The sequence below is a fragment of the Azotobacter salinestris genome (genome assembly GCF_009363155.1).
GTDB classification, from domain to species: domain Bacteria; phylum Pseudomonadota; class Gammaproteobacteria; order Pseudomonadales; family Pseudomonadaceae; genus Azotobacter; species Azotobacter salinestris.
Map to the genome: position 1 here is coordinate 1,778,649 of NZ_CP045302.1, position 22,444 is coordinate 1,801,092.

At 66.1% G+C, this 22,444-nt stretch carries 17 protein-coding genes; 14 read left to right on the forward strand and 3 right to left on the reverse strand.

The window, feature by feature from the left end:
* Nucleotides 1–15: 15 nt before the first annotated feature.
* Together sfsA and GCU53_RS08440 are read right to left on the reverse strand one after the other, a co-directional pair.
* Nucleotides 16–723 carry a DNA/RNA nuclease SfsA gene (sfsA, locus tag GCU53_RS08435; RefSeq protein WP_152387224.1) on the reverse strand — a complete coding sequence of 236 codons (708 nt, stop codon included), beginning with the start codon at nucleotides 721–723 and terminating at the stop codon, nucleotides 16–18.
* Nucleotides 713–1,888, reverse strand: a complete 1,176-nt coding sequence (locus GCU53_RS08440; RefSeq protein ID WP_152387225.1) for a pyridoxal phosphate-dependent aminotransferase — start codon at nucleotides 1,886–1,888, stop codon at nucleotides 713–715. The genes sfsA and GCU53_RS08440 overlap by 11 nt, the downstream gene beginning before the upstream one ends.
* Before the next feature lie 196 nt (nucleotides 1,889–2,084).
* Here GCU53_RS08440 and dksA point away from each other — a divergent pair, with 196 nt between their 5' ends.
* The 14 genes from dksA to GCU53_RS08510 all read left to right on the forward strand — a co-directional run bounded on the left by dksA (nucleotide 2,085) and on the right by GCU53_RS08510 (nucleotide 20,216).
* The gene (gene dksA / locus GCU53_RS08445) at nucleotides 2,085–2,522 is read left to right on the forward strand and encodes an RNA polymerase-binding protein DksA (protein WP_152387226.1); all 438 of its coding nucleotides are present in this window, start codon (nucleotides 2,085–2,087) and stop codon (nucleotides 2,520–2,522) included.
* Between the two features lie 88 nt (nucleotides 2,523–2,610).
* A complete protein-coding gene (gene gluQRS, locus GCU53_RS08450; RefSeq protein ID WP_152387227.1) occupies nucleotides 2,611–3,507 on the forward strand; it encodes a tRNA glutamyl-Q(34) synthetase GluQRS in 897 nt (298 codons plus the stop codon).
* Nucleotides 3,508–3,600: 93 nt separating this feature from the next.
* On the forward strand, nucleotides 3,601–3,777 hold the full coding sequence (locus GCU53_RS08455) for a hypothetical protein (protein ID WP_012702757.1): 177 nt from the start codon (nucleotides 3,601–3,603) through the stop codon (nucleotides 3,775–3,777).
* Nucleotides 3,767–6,712, forward strand: coding sequence for a sensor histidine kinase (locus tag GCU53_RS08460; protein WP_152387228.1), 2,946 nt, complete (start codon nucleotides 3,767–3,769; stop codon nucleotides 6,710–6,712). The genes GCU53_RS08455 and GCU53_RS08460 overlap by 11 nt, the downstream gene beginning before the upstream one ends.
* Before the next feature lie 22 nt (nucleotides 6,713–6,734).
* Nucleotides 6,735–8,141: a sigma-54-dependent transcriptional regulator gene (locus GCU53_RS08465; protein WP_152387229.1), complete on the forward strand. Its 1,407-nt coding sequence runs from the start codon at nucleotides 6,735–6,737 to the stop codon at nucleotides 8,139–8,141.
* Between the two features lie 667 nt (nucleotides 8,142–8,808).
* Nucleotides 8,809–10,203, forward strand: a complete 1,395-nt coding sequence (locus tag GCU53_RS08470; protein ID WP_152387230.1) for a polynucleotide adenylyltransferase PcnB — start codon at nucleotides 8,809–8,811, stop codon at nucleotides 10,201–10,203.
* Nucleotides 10,204–10,205: 2 nt separating this feature from the next.
* Nucleotides 10,206–10,718 carry a 2-amino-4-hydroxy-6-hydroxymethyldihydropteridine diphosphokinase gene (gene folK, locus GCU53_RS08475; protein WP_152389825.1) on the forward strand — a complete coding sequence of 171 codons (513 nt, stop codon included), beginning with the start codon at nucleotides 10,206–10,208 and terminating at the stop codon, nucleotides 10,716–10,718.
* Nucleotides 10,719–10,799: 81 nt separating this feature from the next.
* Entirely contained in the window at nucleotides 10,800–11,600 is an 801-nt protein-coding gene (panB, locus tag GCU53_RS08480; RefSeq protein WP_152387231.1) for a 3-methyl-2-oxobutanoate hydroxymethyltransferase, read from the forward strand.
* Nucleotides 11,597–12,454, forward strand: a complete 858-nt coding sequence (gene panC / locus GCU53_RS08485) for a pantoate--beta-alanine ligase (protein WP_152387232.1) — start codon at nucleotides 11,597–11,599, stop codon at nucleotides 12,452–12,454. Before panB ends, panC begins: the two co-directional genes overlap by 4 nt.
* A gap of 120 nt (nucleotides 12,455–12,574) precedes the next feature.
* Complete coding sequence (gene panD / locus GCU53_RS08490; RefSeq protein WP_012702764.1) at nucleotides 12,575–12,955, forward strand: aspartate 1-decarboxylase; 381 nt, start codon at nucleotides 12,575–12,577, stop codon at nucleotides 12,953–12,955.
* 124 nt (nucleotides 12,956–13,079) lie between these two features.
* On the forward strand, nucleotides 13,080–14,744 hold the full coding sequence (pgi, locus tag GCU53_RS08495) for a glucose-6-phosphate isomerase (protein ID WP_152387233.1): 1,665 nt from the start codon (nucleotides 13,080–13,082) through the stop codon (nucleotides 14,742–14,744).
* 132 nt (nucleotides 14,745–14,876) lie between these two features.
* Nucleotides 14,877–16,814 carry an acetate--CoA ligase gene (gene acs / locus GCU53_RS08500; protein WP_152387234.1) on the forward strand — a complete coding sequence of 646 codons (1,938 nt, stop codon included), beginning with the start codon at nucleotides 14,877–14,879 and terminating at the stop codon, nucleotides 16,812–16,814.
* Nucleotides 16,815–16,974: 160 nt separating this feature from the next.
* The gene (locus tag GCU53_RS08505) at nucleotides 16,975–19,905 is read left to right on the forward strand and encodes a DUF748 domain-containing protein (protein ID WP_152387235.1); all 2,931 of its coding nucleotides are present in this window, start codon (nucleotides 16,975–16,977) and stop codon (nucleotides 19,903–19,905) included.
* 8 nt (nucleotides 19,906–19,913) lie between these two features.
* A complete protein-coding gene (locus tag GCU53_RS08510; protein ID WP_208845461.1) occupies nucleotides 19,914–20,216 on the forward strand; it encodes a DUF2845 domain-containing protein in 303 nt (100 codons plus the stop codon).
* 70 nt (nucleotides 20,217–20,286) lie between these two features.
* Here GCU53_RS08510 and pnp read toward each other — a convergent pair whose 3' ends face one another.
* Nucleotides 20,287–22,395: a polyribonucleotide nucleotidyltransferase gene (pnp, locus tag GCU53_RS08515; RefSeq protein WP_152387237.1), complete on the reverse strand. Its 2,109-nt coding sequence runs from the start codon at nucleotides 22,393–22,395 to the stop codon at nucleotides 20,287–20,289.
* Nucleotides 22,396–22,444 lie beyond the last annotated feature (49 nt).

Below are 22,444 nucleotides of genomic sequence, written 5' to 3' on the forward strand. Positions count from 1 at the left end.
CGCCGCCTCGCCGCCCTACAGGCACATCTCGAGTCGGTGCGTCAGCCGGATCGCCGCGGACGACAGCTCGGCACCATAGGCGAGCACCTCGACGCCCGCCGCCACGGCTTCGCGCAGCGCCTGCGCATAGCACGGATCGACCTCCGCCGCCGGGCGCACCGCCGTGATGCCGGACAGGTTCACGCAGTACAGCTGCACCGTACGCACGCCCTGTCGCGCCAAGGCCGCCAGCTCGCGCAGGTGCCTGGCGCCGCGCTCGGTGCGGGCATCGGGGAAGGCAGCGACCGGGCTGTCGGCAAAGCCCAGGGTGACGCTCTTCACCTCGACGAACGCCATCCCATCCGGGTAGTCGAGGCAGAAATCCACCCGGCTGTTCTCCACCCCGTAGCGAACCTCCCGGCGCAACGCAGCAAACCCTGCCAATTCGGGGATCAGCCCGGCACGCAGTGCCTCCTCCACCAGTGGATTAGCCCGTGCGGTATTCACGCAGGCCAGCCGCCCCTGCGGCGTCTCGCTCAGTTCCCAGGTGCCCGGCAGCTTGCGCCGGGGATCGCTCGAGCGGCTGAACCAGATGCGTCCGCCCTCGGCCATGCAGTTGAGCATGGAGCCGGTATTGGGGCAGTGGATGCACAGTACTTCGCCGGCCGGCGTCTCGATATCGGCAAGAAAGCGCTTGTAGCGGCGCAGCAGACGCCCCTCCTCCAGCGGCGGATCAAAGCGCATCGGGCTGCCAGCTCTTCAGACCGCGGGCGATGCGCTCAACCGCCTGCTCCAGGCGCGGCAGGCTCTGGGTGTAGGCGAAGCGCACATGCCGGTCGGCCAGGTGATGGCCGAAATCGATGCCCGGCGTGATGGCGACGAACTCGCGCTCGAGGAAGTGCCGGCAGAAGGCGAAGGCATCGCCGCCGAAGGCGCCGATGTCGGCATACAGATAGAAGGCCCCCTCGGGCTCCACGGCGATGCCGAAGCCCAGTTCGCGCAACGCCGGCAGCAGGTAGTCGCGGCGCCGGGCGAACTCCGTGCGGCGCGCCTCGAGGATCTCCAGGGTCTCCTCCTCGAAGCAGGCCAGCGCGGCATGCTGGGCCAGGGTCGAGGCGCTGATGTAGAGGTTCTGTGCCAGCTTCTCCAGTTCGGGCACCGCCGCCTCGGGCGCCACCAGCCAGCCGAGCCGCCAGCCGGTCATGCCGAAATATTTGGAGAAGCTGTTGAGCACGAAAGCATCGTCGTCCACCTCCAGCACGCTGGAGGCGTCCACGCCGTAGGTCAGACCGTGGTAGATCTCGTCCACCAGCAGATGGCCGCCGCGCGCATGCAGGGCGGCGGACAGCGCCGCCAGCTCGTCGCGCCGCAGCAGCGTTCCGGTGGGGTTGGCCGGCGAGGCGACCAGGGCCCCGACGCTCTCCGTGTGCCAGTAACGCGCAACCAGCTCCGGCGTCAATTGGTAACGCTGCTCCGGCCCGACCGGGACCAGTTGCGCGCCCCCCTCGACCAGACGCAGGAAGTGGCGGTTGCAGGGATAGCCGGGATCGGCCAGCAGCCAGTGCCGACCCGGGTCGACCAGCAGGCTCGTAGCCAGCAGCAGGGCACCCGAGCCGCCAGGCGTGATGAGGATGCGCTCGGGGTCTATAGTCAAGCGGTAACGCTGCTCGTAGAACCGGGCGATGGCCTCGCGCAGCTGCGGCAGGCCGCGCGCGGCGGTATAGCGAGTATGTCCGGCCGCCAGCGCCGCCTGCCCGGCAGCAACGATGGGCGCCGCTGTGGTGAAGTCCGGCTCGCCGATCTCCAGGTGGATCACGTCGTGGCCCAGGGCCTGGAGTTCGTTGGCACGGGCCAGCAGGGCCATGACATGAAAAGGTTCGATGGCACGACTGCGCGCACTGTAGGGCATGGGCCTTCCATCAGGACGGGGCGGAAGGTGGATTCTACCCCTCCGGGACCGCTCTGGCAGCTGCCATGGCCAGCGCTGGGGAGTAGCGCGGCCCGATGGCTTCTGGTAAGTTCGGCCGCTTGCGGTCGCAGGGCCGACGCCGTCGGCAGGGAAATGTGCCTGCGTGTATGGATTAGAGAGAGCGAGGCGGTCATCCATGCCCACCAAAGCAAAGCAGAACAATCTGGTTCGCGGTTTCGAGCCTTACCCGGAAACTCCGGGCGAAGAATACATGAGCGAGAACATGCGCGCCCATTTCACCGATATCCTCAACAAGTGGAAGCAGGAGTTGATGGAAGAGGTCGACCGCACCGTGCACCACATGCAGGACGAGGCCGCCAACTTCCCCGACCCCGCCGATCGGGCCAGCCAGGAAGAGGAGTTCAGCCTGGAACTGCGCGCCCGCGATCGCGAGCGCAAGCTGATCAAGAAGATCGACGAAACCCTGCAGCTGATCGAGGACAACGAATACGGCTGGTGCGACTCCTGCGGCGTGGAGATCGGCATTCGCCGCCTCGAGGCGCGCCCCACCGCCACCCTGTGCATCGACTGCAAGACCCTGGCGGAAATCAAGGAAAAGCAGATCGGCAGTTGATCCTGCATGCGGGGCGCCTCGGCGCCCCGCTTCGCGTCCGCAGCCCGGCAGGCTGCCACTGTCGATCATCAGCTCCGCCGAACGCCGCATGATTGCCTCCCCGCCCCTTCCCTACGTCGGCCGCTTCGCCCCCACCCCCAGTGGCTCCCTGCATTTCGGTTCGCTGATCGCCGCCCTGGCATCCTATCTGGATGCACGCCATGCCGGCGGTCGCTGGCTGCTGCGCATGGAGGACCTCGACCCACCCCGTGAGGTGCCAGGCGCCCAGGCGGTCATCCTCCGGACCCTGGAAGACTACGGTTTTGAGTGGGACGGCGAGGTCGTGCGCCAGAGCGAACGCCTGGCGTTGTACGGCGAAGTGGTCGAGCGCCTGCTCGAACGGGGCCTGGCCTACGCCTGCACCTGTTCGCGCAAGCAGCTGGAGGGATTTTCCGGAATCTACCCGGGCTTCTGCCGGGAGGCCGGGCGCCCTCCACGAGATGCCGCCATCCGCCTGCGCGTGCCGGAGCGCGAATACGCCTTCGTCGACCGGGTGCAGGGCCCCTTCGTCCAGCACCTCGCCCGCGAAGTCGGCGACTTCGTAATCCGTCGCCGCGATGGCCTCTACGCCTACCAGCTGGCGGTGATCCTCGACGATGCCTGGCAGGGCATGACCGACGTGGTACGCGGCGCCGACCTGCTCGACTCGACTCCGCGCCAGCTCTACCTGCAGGAACTGCTCGGCCTGCCCCATCCGCGCTACCTGCATGTACCGCTGATCGTCCAGCCGGACGGCCACAAGCTCGGCAAATCCTACCGCTCGCCCCCGCTCCCCGCCGACCGGGCCGGCCCGCTGCTGCTGCGCGCCCTGCGTGCGCTCGGCCAGCGCCCGCCGGCGGAGCTGGGGCGCACCTGTCCGCGGGAGCTGCTCGCCTGGGGCATCGCCCACTGGGATGCCGGGCGCATCCCGCGCTGCCGGACCCTGGCCGAGGCCGCGCTCGACTGAGCGGTCGGTCGGCAAGGATGCCGCCACGTTTGCGCCGGCGCGCGCTTCCATTACCATCGCCGACGCCATTGCCCATCCACATGGAGGCACACCATGTACATCTACCGGCTGGTCCTGCTGCTGGTGGTGGGAATCTATCTGTTCTCCCCCGCCATCATGGACTGGTGGATCGACCCCAACGGCGCCTGGTACCGCCCGTACCTGCTGTGGCTGATCCTCATCGTGGTGACCTTCATCCTGCAGAGCCAGCCCGACGCCGATGAGCTTTAGCCTGAGTGAATTGCTGCTGATCAGCGCCGCCTATCTGCTGACCCTGTTCGGCGTCGCCTGGCTCAGCGAGCAGGGCCTGATCCCGCAGCGGCTGATCCGCCACCCGCTGGTCTACACCCTGTCCCTCGGCGTGTACGCCAGTGCCTGGGCCTTTTACGGCGCGGTCGGCATGGCCTACCAGTACGGCTACGGCTTTCTCGCCTGCTACCTGGGGGTTTCCGGTGCCTTCATGCTGGCGCCGGTGTTGCTCTACCCGATCCTGCGCCTGACCCGCACCTACCAACTCTCCTCCCTGGCCGACCTGTTCGCCTTCCGCTTCCGCAGCACCTGGGCCGGTGCACTGACCACGCTGTTCATGCTGGTTTCGGTGCTGCCGCTGCTGGCCCTGCAGATCCAGGCGGTCACCGACTCGGTGGGCATCCTCACCCAGCAGCCGGTGAAGGCACGCGTGGCGCTGGGCTTCTGCGCCCTGATCATTCTCTTCACCATCCTCTTCGGCTCGCGACATATCGCCACCCGCGAGAAGCACCAGGGTCTGGTCTGCGCCATCGCCTTCGAGTCGCTGGTCAAGCTGGTCGCCCTCGGCGGCATCGGGATCTACACCCTGTACCGGGTGTTCGACGGCCCCCAGGGCCTGGAGCAGTGGCTGCTGCACCAGCGGGAAGTGCTGGGCACGCTGCACACGCCGCTGCAGGAGGGGCCCTGGCGCACCCTGCTGCTGCTGTTCTTCGCCTCGGCCATCGTCATGCCGCACATGTACCACATGGCCTTCACCGAGAACCTCAACCCCCGCGGCCTGGCCAGCGCCAGCTGGGGCCTGCCGCTGTTCCTCCTGCTGATGAGCCTGGCCGTCCCGCTGATCCTCTGGGCCGGCATGCGCCTCGAGGTCGCCACCGGTCCGGAATACTTCACCCTGGGCGTGGGTCTGGCACTGGAAAACGCGCCCCTCACCCTGCTGGCCTATGTCGGGGGACTGTCCGCCTCCAGCGGGTTGATCATCGTCCTGACCCTCGCCCTGTCCGGGATGACCCTCAACCACCTGGTGCTGCCCCTGTACCAGCCGCCGGCCGAGGGCAACATCTACCGCTGGCTGAAGTGGACGCGGCGCACGCTGATCATCGCCATCATCGCCGCCGGCTACGCCTTCTACCGGCTGCTGGATGCCAGCCAGAACCTGTCCAACCTCGGCGTCACCGCCTTCGTCGCCACCCTGCAGTTCCTTCCCGGCGTGCTCTCGACCCTCTACTGGCAGACCGCCAACCGTCGCGGCTTCATCGCCGGCCTCCTAGTCGGCATGACGGTATGGCTGGGCGGCATGATGCTGCCCATGCTGGGCAACCTGCAGGACGTGCACCTGCCGCTGCTGAATTTCGTCTATGCACTGGACGACACCAGCTGGCACCTGGCGGCGATCACCTCGCTGGCCGCCAACGTGCTGGTGTTCTCCCTGGTATCGATATTCACCGAGCCGAGCCCCGAGGAGCGCAGCGCCGGCGAGGCCTGCGCCGTGGACAACGTGCGCCGGCCGCAGCGCCGCGAGCTGCTGGCCACCTCCGCCCAGGAGTTCGCCGCCCAGTTGGCCCGCCCCCTCGGCGCCAGGACCGCTCAGCGCGAGGTGAAGCAGGCCCTGCGCGACCTGCACCTGCCGTTCGACGAAAGCCGCCCCTTCGCCCTGCGCCGCCTGCGCGACCGCATCGAGGCCAACCTGTCCGGCCTGATGGGGCCGAGCGTGGCGCAGGACATCGTCGAGACCTTCTTGCCCTACAAGACCGCCAGCGAAGACTACGTCACCGAGGACATCCACTTCATCGAGAGCCGCCTGGAGGACTACCGCTCGCGCCTGACCGGCCTGGCCGCCGAGCTCGACGCGCTGCGCCGCTATCACCGCCAGACCCTGCAGGAGCTGCCGATGGGCGTCTGCTCGCTGTCCAAGGACAAGGAGATCCTCATGTGGAACCGGGCCATGGAGGAACTCACCGGCATCTCCGCCGAGCGCGTGGTCGGCTCCTGCCTGGCGACCCTCGATGCCCCCTGGCGGGGCCAGCTGGAAGACTTCATCCAACGCTCCGACGAGCACCTGTACAAGCAGCGGCTGTCGCTGGACGGCCAGATGCGCTGGCTCAACCTGCACAAGGCGGCGATCGACGAACCCCTGGCGCCGGGCAGCAGCGGCCTGGTCCTGCTGGTCGAGGACCTCACCGAAACCCAGCTGCTGGAAAACAAGCTGGCGCACTCCGAGCGCCTGGCCAGCATCGGCCGCCTGGCTGCCGGCGTGGCCCATGAGATCGGCAACCCGATCACCGGCATTGCCTGCCTGGCGCAGAACCTGCGCGAGGAGCACGAGGACGACGCCGAGCTGGGCGAGATCAGCAGCCAGATCATCGACCAGACCAAACGGGTGACACGCATCGTCCGCTCGCTGATGAGCTTCGCCCATGCCGGCAGTCACAAGCAGGCCAGCGAAGCGGTATGCCTGGCCGACATCGCCCGCGAGGCGATCGGCCTGCTGTCGCTCAACCGCGAAGGCGTCGAAGTCCAGTTTCTCAACCTTTGCGATCCCGCCCACTGCGTGGTCGGGGATCCCCAGCGACTGGTCCAGGTACTGGTCAACCTGCTCTCCAACGCCCGCGACGCCTCTCCTCCCGGCGGCTTCATCCGCGTGCGCAGCGAGGCCGTGGAGCACAGCATCGATCTGATCGTCGAGGACGAGGGCAGCGGCATTCCCAAGGCCATCGCCGGACGCCTGTTCGAACCCTTCTTCACCACCAAGGACCCAGGCAAGGGGACCGGCCTCGGCCTTGCACTGGTCTATTCGATCGTGGAAGAGCATTATGGCCGGATCACCGTCGACAGCCCGGCCGACCCCGCGCGGCAACGCGGGACCCGAATCCGGGTCACCCTGCCACGGCATGTCGACATAGCGCCGGTGCCGTGAGACCGTCGAGAGAGCCCGTCCGATGCCACATATTCTGATCGTCGAAGACGAAACCATCATCCGCTCCGCCCTGCGCCGTCTGCTGGAACGCAACCACTACCAGGTCAGCGAGGCCGGCTCGGTGCAGGAAGCCCAGGAGCGCTACAGCCTTCCCGGCTTCGACCTGATCATCAGCGATCTGCGCCTGCCCGGTGCGCCCGGCACCGAACTGATCCGCCTGGCCGAGGGTACGCCGGTGTTGATCATGACCAGCTATGCGAGCCTGCGCTCGGCGGTGGACTCGATGAAGATGGGCGCGATGGACTACATTGCCAAGCCCTTCGACCACGACGAGATGCTCCAGACCGTGGCGCGCATTCTCAGCGAGCGGCGCCAGGCGCCGCCACCGACCGTGCCCGCCGAAGCGGCGCCCCTGGCTCCTGCCCCGGCCAGCGGCGAGATCGGCATCATCGGCTCCTGTCCGGCCATGCAGGACCTGTTCAACAAGATCCGCAAGGTCGCCCCGACCGACTCCACGGTGCTGATCCAGGGTGAATCCGGCACCGGCAAGGAGCTGGTCGCCCGCGCCCTGCACAATCTGTCGAAGCGCGCCAAGGCGCCGCTGATCTCGGTGAACTGCGCGGCGATTCCGGAAACCCTCATCGAGTCCGAACTCTTCGGCCACGAAAAAGGCGCCTTCACCGGCGCCGTCGCCGGCCGTACCGGCTTGGTCGAGGCCGCCGACGGCGGCACCCTGTTCCTCGACGAGATCGGCGAGCTGCCTCTGGAGGCCCAGGCCCGCCTGCTGCGCGTGCTGCAGGAGGGCGAGATCCGCCGGGTCGGCTCGGTGCAGTCGCAGAAGGTCGATGTCCGCCTGATCGCCGCCACCCACCGCGACCTCAAGACACTGGCCAAGACCGGCCAGTTCCGCGAGGACCTGTTCTACCGACTCAACGTCATCTCGCTGAAGCTGCCGGCCCTGCGCGACCGTGAAGACGATGTCCTGCTGATCGCCCGGGCCTTCCTCAAGCGCCAGAGCCAGCGCATGGGCCGCGGCGAAATGCGCTTCTCCCCCGAGGCCGAGCGGACCATCGGCCAGTACACCTGGCCGGGCAACGTGCGCGAGCTGGAAAACGCCATCGAGCGCGCGGTGATTCTCTGTGAGGGCCAGTCGATACCCGCCGACCTTCTGGGCATCGACCTCGAACTGGAGGACCTGGAGGACGAGGGCTTCGCCGAACTACCCGGTCCGGAGGTCGGTGGCAGCCACGAGCCCACCGAGGATCTCTCGCTGGAGGACTACTTCCAGCACTTCGTCCTGGAGCATCAGGACCACATGACCGAGACCGAACTGGCCCGCAAGCTCGGCATCAGCCGCAAGTGCCTGTGGGAACGCCGCCAGCGCCTCGGTATCCCGCGCCGCAAGTCGGGAGCGCCCAGCGGCTCCTGAGTGCCATCAGGGTAACAGCCGGCTGCCAGCAGGCTGTTACCCCCGACAAAGGTGGTAACAGAAACCGGGTCGACAAGTAACCAAAGCCCAGCTAACCCTTTCCCAACGCCACACAAAAATAAAGCTAATTAATTGATTAAAAAGAAATTTTTAATTCATGGCATGACATCTGCTTCTTAATTCGCACAACAACAATAACAAGACGTACCACACCTAATAAGAACGACTGACACGACTCCAGCCCAACAAGAACAACGACGCGGAGACGGGGCCAACCGATTTTTTTGGAGTAGCGCATGCCCGCCGGGCCAAGCCCGCAGCCAGGCCGAGAACAACAAAACTGCCTTGAGGCAGCACCCGAACTGGTGGATCCGCAGGATCCAGGCAATACCTGCGACCAAAGAAATCCGTTTGCTATTGGCTCCCCTGTTGGGGGCCATCCCGGAGCCAACGAGCCAACCGGGACGGGCACACAACAAGAACAACAAGCCCGAAACAGAACAAGAACAACGCACGCACCTCGATTTGAAAGGGAGCTTCGGCTCCCTTTCTGCGCTCGTGAGCCATTCCGGCTTCGTATATCCTCCGGTGCCGATGCTAGAATCCGCAGTCATTCCGCGGTCAAGCTCGTGTCTGGCCGGTCACTCCGTCAAGCAGTCCATCTCCAATGCTGAAGAAGCTGTTCAAGTCCTTTCGCCTATCCCTGAACCGCCCCCATCCGCGCAGCACGCCGGAGGTCCTTGGCAGCCAGCAGCATCCGCTGCGCCGTGCCGACATCAGCCGCCATGCCGTCAGCGTGGTGGAGCGCCTGCAGAATGCCGGCTACCAGGCCTACGTCGTCGGCGGCTGCGTTCGGGACCTGCTGCTCGACATCGAGCCGAAGGACTTTGACGTCGCCACCAGCGCCACGCCCGAACAGGTCCGCGCGGAGTTCCGCAATGCGCGGGTGATCGGCCGCCGCTTCAAGCTGGTCCACGTGCAGTTCGGCCGGGAGATCATCGAGGTCGCCACCTTCCGTGCCCACCACCCGGACGATGAGGACGACGACGAGGACAACCACCTGGCAGCGCGCCACGAAAGCGGCCGGATCCTGCGCGACAACGTCTACGGCACCCTGGAAGAGGATGCCCAACGCCGCGACTTCACCATCAACGCCCTGTATTTCGACGTCACCCATGAGCGCATCCTCGACTACGCCCACGGCGTACACGACATCCGCAACCACCTGGTCCGCCTGATCGGCGATCCCGAACAGCGCTACCTGGAGGATCCGGTGCGCATGCTGCGTGCCGTGCGCTTCGCCGCCAAGCTCGACTTCGACATCGAGCATCACAGCGCCGCGCCGATCCGCCGGCTCGCCCCGCTGCTGCGCGACATCCCTGCCCCCCGCCTGTTCGACGAGGTGCTCAAGCTGTTCCTGTCCGGTTATGCCGAGGACACCTTCGAACTGCTGCTCGAATACGACCTGTTTGCCCCCCTGTTCCCCGCCACGGCCGAGGCTCTGGAGCGCAACCCAGGGTATGCCAGTCGACTGATTCGCCAGGCCCTGGCCAATACCGACGAGCGAATCGTGCAGGGCAAGCCGGTGACGCCCGCCTTCCTGTTCGCCGCCCTGCTCTGGCCAGCCCTGCCGCCCCGGGCCCTGGCGCTGCAGGAGCGCGGCATGCCGCCGCTCCCGGCACTGCAGGAGGCGGCCCACCTGGTGATCACCGAACAGTGCCGGCGAACCGCGATTCCCAAGCGCTTCACCATACCGGCCCGGGAAATCTGGGACCTGCAGGAGCGCCTGCCGCGCCGTCAGGGCAAGCGAGCCGATCTGCTGCTCGAGCACCCGCGCTTCCGCGCCGGCTACGACTTCCTTCTCTTGCGCGAGGAGGCTGGCGAGCAGACCGGCGGACTGGGCGACTGGTGGACCGATTACCAGGAGGCCAGCGACAGCGAAAGGCGCAACATGATCCGCGCCCTCGGCAACAAGGAAGAGGCCGGCGCCGCCCCGCGCAAGCGCCGCCGCAGCGGCGGCCGGCGACGCCGCGGCTCGGACGCTGCACCGGAGCGGGATTGAACGTGGAGCGCGTCTATATAGGTTTGGGCAGCAACCTGGCCGATCCCGCCGCGCAGCTGCGCGCCGCCCTCGCCGCCCTGCAGGCCCTGCCCCGCACCCGCCTGGTGGCGGTTTCCTCCTTCTATGACAGCGACCCCCTGGGGCCCGCCGACCAGCCGTGTTACGTGAATGCCGTCGCCGCACTGGACTCTGCGCTGGCCCCCCTCGAACTGCTCGATGCCCTGCAGGCGATCGAACGGGAGCAGGGCCGGGTACGCAAGGCGGAGCGCTGGGGCCCGCGCACCCTGGATCTGGACATCCTGCTGTTCGGCGACCGTCAACTGCACGAAGAGCGCCTGACCGTTCCCCACTACCACCTCCATGCGCGCCCCTTCGTGGTCTATCCACTGGCCGAGATCGCTCCCGGGCTGCACCTGCCGGACGGCCGCTCACTCGATGAGCTGCTCGCCACCTGCCCGGCACAGGGGTTGCGTCGCCGCACCGAACCGGAGCCGGACGCCCAAAGCGCCAATTGACTTGAAGCCCCCCCATCTGGACTATAGGCCTCCCATTGCTCCGCATCGGTGTCCGCCGATGCCGACCAGGACGAAACCGACATGCCTGATGTAACCCTGACCACCCTGCAAGGCCTCAAGCAGCGCGGCGAAAAAATCGCCATGCTGACCTGCTATGACGCCACCTTCGCCCAGACCGCCTGCCAGGCAGGCATCGAGGTGCTGCTGGTCGGCGACTCCCTGGGCATGGTCCTGCAAGGTCATGACAGCACTCTGCCAACCAGCGTGGCCGAGATGGCCTACCACACTGCCTGCGTCAAACGCGGCAACCGCGGCGCACTGATCGTTACCGACCTGCCGTTCATGGCCTACGCCACCCTCGATCAGGCCTTGGAAAGCAGCGCCCAGGTCATGCGTGCCGGAGCCCACATGGTCAAGCTGGAAGGCGGAGCCTGGCTGTGCGAGACCGTGACGCGCCTGGCCGAGAACGGCATCCCGACCTGCGTGCATCTGGGCCTGACCCCGCAGTCGGTGAACCTGTTCGGCGGCTACAAGGTGCAGGGTCGCGACGAGGGCCGGGCACAGCAGCTGCGTGCCGATGCCGAAGCCCTGGAGCGGGCCGGTGCAGCCATGCTGCTGCTGGAGTGCGTGCCCAGCCCGCTGGCAGAACAGATCACCCGGGCGGCGGGCGTGCCGGTCATCGGCATCGGCGCCGGCGCCGCCACCGACGGCCAGGTACTGGTCATGCACGACATGCTCGGGCTGTCCCTGAGCGGGCGCACGCCGAAGTTCGTGAAAAACTTCATGGCCGGCCAGGACAACATCCAGGCAGCCTTTGCCGCCTACGCCAACGCAGTCAAGCAAGGCGAATTCCCCACAGCCGAACATGGATTTTCAGCATGATCACCTTCAAGACCGTCCGCGAACTGCGTGCCGCCATCGCCCGGGCCCGTGGCGAAGGCAAGCGCATCGCCCTGGTGCCGACCATGGGCAACCTGCACGCCGGCCACATCGCCTTGGTTGACAAGGCCCGCCAGCGCGCCGACTTCGTGGTCGCCAGCATCTTCGTCAACCCCCTGCAGTTCGGCCCCACCGAGGATCTGGATAAATATCCGCGCACCCTCGCCGCCGACCAGGAAAAGCTGCTCGAGGGCGGTTGCAACCTGCTGTTCGCCCCCAGCGCCGAGGAGATGTATCCGGGCGGCATGCAGGGGCAGACGCGCATTGCCGTTCCTGGCGTCTCCGAGGGACTCTGCGGCGCAACGCGTCCCGGCCACTTCGAGGGGGTCGCCACCGTGGTGACCAAGCTGTTCAATATCGCCCAGCCCGACATCGCCCTGTTCGGCGAGAAGGACTACCAGCAGCTGGCGGTGATCCGCGCCCTGGTGCGCGACCTCAACATGCCGATCCAGATCTTCGGCGAGCCCACCGTGCGCGCCGCCGACGGCCTGGCGCTGTCTTCGCGCAACGGCTACCTGAACGACGAGCAGCGGAGCGTGGCGCCGGCGTTGTACCGCACCCTGTGCGATATCGGCACAGCCATCCAGGCAGGCGAGCGGGACTTCACCACACTCTGCGCCCGGGGACTGGAAACGCTGCGGCAGTCCGGCTTCCGCCCCGACTACCTGGAGATCCGCGAAGCCGCCAGCCTGCGCCCGGCGAACCCCGGGGACCACCGGCTGGTCGTGCTCGGAGCAGCCTATCTGGGCACCACCCGCCTGATCGACAACCTGAGCGTCGATATCAGCGGCGACTGAACAATGACGAAGGCTCGCCGGGACGGTCCGCAGGTCGGTCCCGGCGGGCCGTTTTCTTGATCCCCCCTGACGGTTAAGGCAAACTCAGCCGCCGCCAGTGGAACCTGAAGAGGAATCGCCATGCATGCCATCATGCTCAAGGCCAAACTGCACCGTGCCGAGGTGACCCACTCGGTGCTCGATTACGAAGGCTCCTGCGCCATTGATGGGGAATGGCTGGATCTGGCAGGTATCCATGAATACGAGCAGATCCAGATCTACAATGTCGACAACGGCGAGCGTTTCACCACCTACGCAATCCGCGCCGAGGACGGCTCGAAGATGATCTCGGTGAACGGCGCCGCCGCGCACAAGGCGCAGAAGGGCGACCGCGTGATCATCTGCGCCTATGCCCATTACAGCGAGGCGGAGCTGGCCACGCACAAGCCGCGCATGCTGTACATGGCGCCCGGCAACGTGCTCAGCCATACCAGCAACGCGATCCCGGTCCAGGTTGCCTGAGTCGCTCACCCACGCCACCGGCCCCTCCGCCTTTTGCCATGTGCGCTGCAGGCGTCCCTCCCGAAAAGCCCGGAATACTCCGGGCTTTTTGCTATCCGCACAGCCCCACAGGAAGCAGAATCCCATGCCGCACTACCAGCAACCTCTCGATGTGACTACCCTGAGTTCCTGGGAGGCGCTCCGCCAGCATCGCGAAGTCATGCAGTCCTTCAGCATGCGCGAGGCCTTCCAGAACGATCCGCAGCGCTTCGCCGAGTTCTCCCTGAGCAGCAGCGGTCTGTTTCTCGACTACTCGAAGAACCTGCTGACCCAGGAGACCCGCAGTCTGCTGATGCGCCTGGCACGGGAAGCCGGGCTGGAAAGAGCCATCCATGCGCTGTTCGAAGGCGAAGCGGTGAACGCCTCCGAAGGCCGTCCGGCGCTGCACACCGCGCTGCGCCGGCCGGTCGGCGACCGCCTGGTGGTCGACGGCGTGAACCTGATTCCCCAGGTTCATCGGGTACTCAACCAGATGACCGAACTGGTCGGCCGCATCCATGACGGCCTGTGGCGCGGCTACTCGGAAAAACCCATCACCGATGTGGTGAACATTGGCATCGGCGGCTCCTTCCTGGGCCCCCAACTGGTCTCCGAGGCCCTGCTGCCCTTCGCCCAGCGCGGTGTGCGCTGCCACTACCTGGCGAACATCGACGGCAGCGAGTTCCATGAACTGTCCACCCGCCTGCGTGCCGAGACCACCCTGTTCATCGTCTCCTCGAAGTCCTTCGGCACCCTGGAGACTCTGAAGAACGCCCAGGCAGCACGCACCTGGTACCTGGCCCAGGGCGGCACGGAAAGCGAGCTGCACCGCCATTTCATCGCCGTCTCCAGCAACATCGAGGCAGCGGTGGCCTTCGGCATCCGCGAGGAGAACATCTTTCCCATGTGGGACTGGGTCGGCGGACGCTATTCGCTGTGGTCGGCCATCGGCCTGCCGATCGCCCTGGCCATCGGCATGGCCAATTTCAAGGATCTGCTCTCCGGCGCCTACGCCATGGACCAGCACTTCCTGAACGCGCCCTTCGAAGGCAACATGCCGGTGCTGCTGGCCATGCTCGGCGTCTGGTACGGCAATTTCTGGGGCGCGCAGAGCCACGCCATCCTGCCCTACGACCACTACCTGCGGAACATCACCCAGCACCTGCAGCAGCTGGACATGGAGTCCAACGGCAAGAGCGTTCGCCAGGACGGCAGCCCGGTTTCCTGCAATACCGGTCCGGTGATCTGGGGCGGCGTCGGTTGCAACGGCCAGCACGCCTACCATCAGCTGCTGCACCAGGGCACCCTGCTGATTCCGGCGGACTTCATCGTGCCGGTGGTCAGCCACAACCCGGTGGCCGACCACCATCAGTGGCTGTACGCCAACTGCCTGTCGCAGAGCCAGGCCCTGATGTGCGGCAAGAACCGCGCGGAAGCCGAGGCCGAACTGCGCGCCAGGGGCATGAGCGAGGAGCAGGTGCAGCGCCTGGCGCCGCACAAGGTGATCCCCGGCAACCGGCCGAGCAACACCCTGGTGATGGAGCGCGTCAGCCCGCGCCGCCTCGGCGCGCTGGTCGCCCTCTACGAACACAAGGTGTTCGCACAGAGCGTCATCTGGGGCATCAACGCCTTCGACCAGTGGGGCGTCGAGCTCGGCAAGGAGCTCGGCAAGAGCGTCTATCCGCGACTGACCGGCCATGACGAGTCAGTGGCCGAGGATGCCTCGACCCAAGGCCTGATCGACTACTTCCGCGGCCGCCACCGCGGCTGAATCCACCCGGCGCGCAGGCCCCGTCCGGCCTGCACGCCCCCTCCTGCGCCCCCCCCCTTGCGAAACTTGAACCCGGCGGTCCGTGGGTCCACGATTACGTCACCCGCGGACACACAACAACAAGGAGCCGCCATGTTCAAGATCGCCAACCATCCCGTCAGCGAAGCATCGCGCCAGCACAGCTGGCTGGACAATGACGACTATCTGCGCCTGTATCGGCAATCGGTCGAACAACCGGACAGCTTCTGGGCCGAACAGGCCAAGGCCTTCCTAGACTGGTTCGAGCCTTGGCAGAACGTCCATCGCGGGGACATGAACAAGGGCCAGACCAGTTGGTTCGAGGGCGGCCAGTTGAACGTCGCCCACAACTGCATCGACCGGCACCTGAAGCAGCGCGGCGATCAGGTGGCGATCATCTGGGAAGGCGACAATCCAGCCGATTCCGCACGGATCACCTACCGCCAGCTGCACGAGCAGGTCTGCCGCCTGGCCAATCTGCTGAAAAACCGCGGCGTCGGCAAGGGCGACCGGGTCTGCATCTATATGCCGATGATTCCCGAGGCCGCCTATGCCATGCTCGCCTGCGCCCGCATCGGCGCCGTCCATTCGGTGGTGTTCGGCGGCTTCTCCCCGGAGGCCCTGCGCGACCGCATCCTCGACGCCGATTGCCGCCTGCTGATCACCGCCGACGAGAGCGTGCGCGGCGGCAAGGTCGTGCCCCTCAAGCGCAATGCCGACAAGGCCCTGCAGAGCTGCCCGAACCTCTCCACCATGGTGGTGGTACGCCATACCGGCGGCAACATCGACTGGAGCGAAGGCCGCGATCTCTGGTACCACGAGGCCGTACCGGGCTGCAGCGCCGACTGCCCGGCCGAGCCGATGGACGCCGAGGCACCGCTGTTCATCCTCTACACCTCGGGCAGCACCGGCAAGCCGAAGGGCGTGCTGCACACCACCGGCGGCTACCTGCTGCAGGCGGCGATGACCCACAAGTACGTGTTCGACTACCACGACGGCGACATCTACTGGTGCAGCGCCGACATCGGCTGGATCACCGGACACAGCTACATCGTCTACGGCCCACTGGCCAACGGCGCCACCACCCTGATCTTCGAGGGCGTCCCCAACCATCCGGACGCCTCGCGCTTCTGGCAAGTCGTCGACAAGCACCAGGTCAACATCTTCTATACCGCACCCACCGCACTGCGCTCGCTGATGCGCGAAGGCGAAGGCCCGGTCAGGAAGACCTCGCGCGCCAGCCTGCGCCTGCTCGGCTCGGTGGGCGAGCCGATCAACCCGGAAGCCTGGGAGTGGTACTTCCACGTGGTCGGCGAAGGCCGCTGCCCGATCGTCGACACCTGGTGGCAGACCGAAACCGGCGCCATCATGATCACCCCCCTGCCCGGCGCCACCCTGCTCAAGCCCGGCTCGGCAACCCGTCCATTCTTCGGCGTGCAACCGGCGCTGCTCGACGAGAAGGGCAAGGAGATCGAAGGCCCCGGCGCCGGCGTGCTGGTGATCAAGGCCAGCTGGCCGAGCCAGATCCGCAGCATCTACGGCGATCACCAGCGCCTGATCGACACCTATTTCAAGCCCTACCGCGGCTACTACTTCACCGGCGACGGCGCGCGTCGGGACGAGGATGGCGACTACTGGATCACCGGCCGGGTCGACGATGTAATCAATGTCTCCGGCCACCGCATCGGCACCGCCGAAGTGGAAAGCGCCCTGGTGCTCCACGACTGCGTCGCCGAAGCCGCCGTGGTGAGCTGTCCCCACGACGTCAAGGGCCAGTGCGTCTACGCCTTCGTCACCCTAGTGACCGGCAGCCAGCCCAGCGATCAGCTCAAGCGGGAACTGATCGATCAGGTCAGCCGAGAAATCGGCAGCTTCGCCAAGCCGGACTTCCTGCAATGGGCACCGCGCCTGCCGAAGACCCGCTCGGGCAAGATCATGCGGCGCATCCTGCGCAAGATCGCCTGCAACGAACTGGACAATCTGGGCGATACCTCGACACTGTCCGATCCCTCGGTGCTCCAAGAGCTGATCGACAGTCGCCTGAACCACTGAGGCCGGCGCAAGGAAAGGCAGGAAGCAGGGGGAGAGACACCTCTGCCCCGCTTCCTTCCCAGTCCCTCCCGATGGAACAACGCGCGGCCGGCTTGGCTTCGGGGAACAGGGCTCCCATGCCATACTCCCAGCCATGTATTGCCGGAAAAGATGCACCTCCATGCCCAAAGGACTGAAGCCCACCCTCGCCACCCTGGCAATCGCGCCCGCCCTCTACAGCCTGCTCGGCTTCCTCGTTCTCCCAGGCGTTGCCCAGCAGGCGATCAACCGGCAACTGCCCCGCTTCGTCACCCAGCCCGCCAGCCTCGAGCGCCTGGAATTCAACCCTTTCACTCTGGAGCTGACCCTGCACCGATTGCGCCTCGGCGAAACGGGCCGCGAACAATTGGCCTTCGAACGCCTGTACGGCAAGCTGGAGTGGGACAGCCTGTGGCGCGGCCACTTGCATCTGGCCGAGATACAACTGGAACGCCCGCAGGTGGAAGTGCTGTTCGACAAGCAGGGCACGCTCAATCTGGCCCGCCTGTTCAAGCTTCCGGCGCCCTCTCCGGAGAAGGCGGAAGAGTCCGCTGGAGCCCCCTTTCCAGTACGCCTCGACCACTTCCTGCTGACGGGCGGCCAGTTGCACTTTCAGGACCGACGGCCGAGCGAGCCGGTCGAGGCCCGCTATAACGACCTCGCCCTCGAGCTGCGCCATCTCGGCACCCTGCCGAACGACACAGCCGAGCTGAATCTGCAGGCCAGCGACCGGAATGCCGGGCGGATCGACTGGCGCGGGCAGCTCAGCCTGATTCCGCTGCGCTCCAGCGGCAAACTGGGCATCGATCAGGCCAGCCTGCGTCCCTGGTGGCCCTATGTGCGGGATGCCGCGCCCCTGGTGCTGGAGAAGGGCATGTTCAGCCTGAGCAGCGACTACCGGCTGGACCTGGCGGAAGGCGTCCAGCTGCAACTGCAGAATGCAGTCCTCAAGCTCGCCCCGTTTGCCCTCGCGGCGCCGGATGGCCGTCCCCTGGCACGCCTGAAGAGCCTGGAGATCGGCAAGACCTCGCTCGATCTGACTAGGCGCCAGGTGTCGATCGGCCAGTTGCAGGGCCAGGGACTGGAAACCTGGGCGGCCCGCGAGGCCGATGGCGAGCTGGACTGGCAGAAACTGCTCGCCCCCAGCACGTCCGGACAGCAGAGCGACGCCAAAACCAAGGATAAACAGCCCGACAAACCCGACAAAGAACCCGGCAAGCCTTGGCAGATCCTGTTGGCGGATGTCCGCCTGCGCGGCAGTCGCCTGCATCTGGCCGACCGGGTGCCGGAACAGGACGTGGAGCTCCAGGTCGGCCCGCTGGATCTCGCCCTGCGCGACTTCGACAGCCTCGGCCAGACCCCCTTCCGTCTCGAACTGGATAGCGGTATCGACCGAGAGGGCCACCTCAAGGCCGCCGGCCAAGTACGGCTGAGCCCTCTCGCCGCGCAACTGCAGGTCGACAGCCGCGATCTAGACCTACGCCCGGCGCAGGCCTATCTCGCCCCGTTCATTCACCTGGAACTGCGCAGCGGGCAACTCGACAGCGCCCTGAAAATCGACCTGAAAGGCGGCGAAAAGCTGGCCCTGCAGGTCGACGGCCGTGCCACCGTCAAACAATTGCATACCCTCGATACCCTGAAGAACCGCGACTTCGTCAAGTGGCGACAGCTGACCCTCGAGAACCTCCGCTACCGTCATGGCGAGCAGCTGGGTATCGAGCGGATCGTGCTCGAGCAGCCCTATGCCCGCTTCATCGTCAACGAGGACCTGAGCACCAACGTCAGCGAACTGCTTATTCCCCAAGGGGAAAAGCAACCAGCCCAGGTGACACAAAAAGGCACGAAGTACCCCACGGAGAAAACGGCTGCCCAGCCGCTGGGCATCCACATTGGTGCGGTGGAGATCAAGGACGGCTCGGCCAACTTCGCCGACTTCAGCCTGAAACCCAACTTCGCCACCGCCATCCAGCAGCTCAACGGGCGCATCGGCAGCCTGGACAATCGCCGGCAGAAGCCGGCCACGGTGGACGTCAAGGGCAAGGTGGACCGCTACGCTCCGGTCAGCATCAAAGGCAGTCTGACCCCCTTCGATCCGCTCGAAAGCCTGGACATCACGACCCGCTTCCAGCGCGTCGAGCTGACCACCCTGACCCCCTACTCCGGCAAGTTCGCCGGCTATCGCATCCGCAAGGGCCGGCTCAACCTGGACCTGCGCTACCGCATCGACAAGGGCCAGCTGAATGCCGAGAACCGCCTGGTCCTGGAGCAGCTGCAACTGGGCGAGCAGGTCGACAGCCCGGATGCGGTGGACCTGCCGATCCGCCTGGCGGTAGCCCTGCTGAAGGACAGCCGGGGACGGATCGCCATCGACCTGCCGGTCAAGGGCGATCTGAACAACCCCGAGTTCAGGGTCATGCCCATCGTCTGGCAAACCCTGCGCAATCTGGTACTGCGCACGGCACAAGCGCCGTTCAAGTTCATTGCCGGGCTCGTCGACGGCGAAGCCGATCTCAGTCAGGTCGAGTTCAGGCCAGGCAGTAGCGAACTGGATGCTACCGCGCAGCGCAACCTGGATGCCCTCGGCAAGGCCCTGAAGGAGCGTCCGCAGCTGCGCCTGGAGGTCGAAGGCATGAGCGCTCAGGCCAGCGACGGCCCCCTGCTGGCAGAACAGCGCCTGGAGCGCGAATACCGGGAGCTCTACTACAGCATTCTGCAGCGGCGGGGCGAGCGCGTGCCGGCCAGCGCCGATGGGCTGAAGGTACCCGAGGGAAAGAAAGGGCCACTGCTGGAGGGCATCTACCGCAGCCGCCTGAAACGACAGCCGCCGGAGGAATGGAGCGGGCTGGACAAGAAGCGGCGCGCCGCCCGGCTGCGCGAAGCCGTGCTGACCGACTGGGCTGACAGCACGCTGCTGCTTCGCCAGCTGGCCCAGGCGCGCGCCACCAGCATCAAGGCCTACCTGGTCGAACAGGTCGGCCTGGACGACCAGCGCATCTACCAGTTGGATGTCGGCGTCAGCGAGGCGCCCGCCGGCGAGCGCGTCAGTGTCCCTCTGCAACTGGCCAGCGAATAGGTGCGCGAATGAATCTCCTGCGCCTGCTCGCCGCACTGCTCGGCCTGGCACCGACGCTGCTCCTGGCCGCCACCCTGCGCTGCGACAACCGGCTGATCAGCACCGGCGACTCCATCCACGAAGTCCTGACCAAATGCGGCGAACCGGTCAGCCGCGATCTGCTCGGCTATCGCGAGCGGCGCGACGACTGGGGTTTTCGTCATGAGCTGGTAGTGGAGGAATGGGTATACGGCCCGCGCAACGGCATGTACTACTTTCTACGCTTCGAAGGCAACCGTCTGGTCGACATCGACAGCCGTCGCGTCCAGTAGGGAACGTCCTGTACCGAAACGAACGAGGGCCCCGCAGGGCCCTCGTCTTTTCCACTTGGAGGCGATGGCGTCAGACGCCAGAAGCTTCGGCAGCGGCGACGTCCTTGATCGACAGCTTGATGCGACCACGGTTGTCCACATCGAGAACCAGCACCTTCACCTCCTGGCCTTCCTTGAGCACGTCGGTGACCTTCTCGATACGCTGGTCGCTGATCTGCGAGATGTGCACCAGACCATCCTTGCCCGGCAGGATGTTGACGAAGGCACCGAAGTCGACGATGCGCTCGACCTTGCCGACGTAGATCTTGCCGATCTCGGCCTCGGCGGTAATGGACAGCACGCGCTGCTTGGCCGCCTCTGCTGCCTCGCGGGTCTCGCCGAAGATCTTGATCGAGCCGTCGTCCTCGATGTCGATCGAGGCCTTGGTTTCCTCGCAGATGGCACGGATGGTGGCGCCACCCTTGCCGATCACGTCGCGGATCTTGTCCTGATCGATCTTCATCGCCAGCATGGTCGGGGCGTTGACCGACAGCTCGCTGCGCGACTGGCCGATCACCTGGCTCATCTGACCGAGGATGTTCAGGCGGGCTTCCAGCGCCTGGTTCAGGGCGATCTCCATGATCTCCTCGGTGATGCCCTGGATCTTGATGTCCATCTGCAGCGCGGTAACGCCCTTGGCGGTACCGGCCACCTTGAAGTCCATGTCGCCCAGGTGGTCCTCGTCGCCGAGGATGTCGGTCAGCACGGCGAACCGCTCGCCTTCCTTGACCAGACCCATGGCGATACCGGCTACCGGCGCCTTCATCGGCACGCCGGCATCCATCAGCGCCAGGGAGGCACCGCAGACCGAAGCCATGGAGCTGGAGCCGTTGGACTCAGTGATTTCCGAGACCACACGCACGGTATAGGGGAACTCGTCGCCCTTCGGCAGCATGGCCTGCACACCGCGGCGGGCCAGGCGGCCATGGCCGATCTCGCGACGGCCGGCACTGCCCATGCGGCCGCACTCACCCACCGAGAACGGCGGGAAGTTGTAGTGCAGCATGAAGCTGTCCTTGCGCTCGCCTTCCAAGGTGTCGAGCACCTGGGCATCACGCGCGGTACCCAGAGTGGCCACCACCAGCGCCTGAGTCTCACCGCGGGTGAACAGGGCTGAACCGTGGGTCTTCGGCAGCACGCCGACCTCGATCTTCAGCGGGCGCACGGTGCGGTTGTCGCGACCGTCGATGCGCGGTTTGCCGTCGACGATGTTCTCGCGCACAGTGCGGTATTCGATCAGGCCGAAGGCATCCTTGACCTCGCCGACGGACGGCTGGCCCTCGGCTTCGCCGGCCAGGCTAGCCACGGCCTGGGCGCGCAGCTCGTCAAGGCGATTGTAGCGCTCCTGCTTGACGGTGATGGTATAGGCCTGCGAGATCGCCTCGCCGAACCCGGCGCGAATGGCCTCGAGCAGCGCGCTCGGCTCGGTCGGCGGCTCCCAGCTCCAGGCCGGACGGGCAGCCTCGGCGGCGAATTCCTTGATCGCCTGGATGACCGCCTGGAACTCCTCGTGGGCGTACAGCACGGCGCCCAGCATCTGGTCCTCGGTCAACTCCTCGGCTTCGGACTCGACCATCAGCACAGCAGATTCCGTACCGGCCACCACCATGTCCAGGCGCGAGGCCTTGAGCTGCTCGTAGGTGGGGTTCAGCAGGTAGCCGGTCTCCTCGTGATAACCCACGCGGGCGGCGCCGATCGGGCCGCTGAAGGGAATCCCGGAGACCGCCAGGGCGGCGGAGGTGCCAATCATCGAAGCGATGTCCGGATCGGTCCTCTTACTGGTGGAAAGCACGGTGCAGATCACCTGCACCTCGTTCATGAAGCCTTCCGGGAACAGCGGGCGGATCGGCCGGTCGATCAGCCGCGAGGTCAGAGTTTCCTTCTCGCTGGGGCGGCCTTCGCGCTTGAAGAAACCACCCGGGATTCGGCCGGCGGCGTAGGTCTTCTCTTGATAATGCACGGACAGCGGGAAGAAACCCTTGCCCGGATCGGCCTGCTTGGCGCCGACCACGGTGACCAGTACAGTCACGTCCTCGTCGACGGTGACCAATACGGCGCCGGAGGCCTGGCGGGCGATGCGGCCGGTCTCCAGGGTGACGGTCGACTGACCGAACTGGAATGTCTTGATAACCGGATTCACGGTATTTTCCTTCTCTTTGTTGCTCGGGGGAAATCCTCAGGAAGGTGGG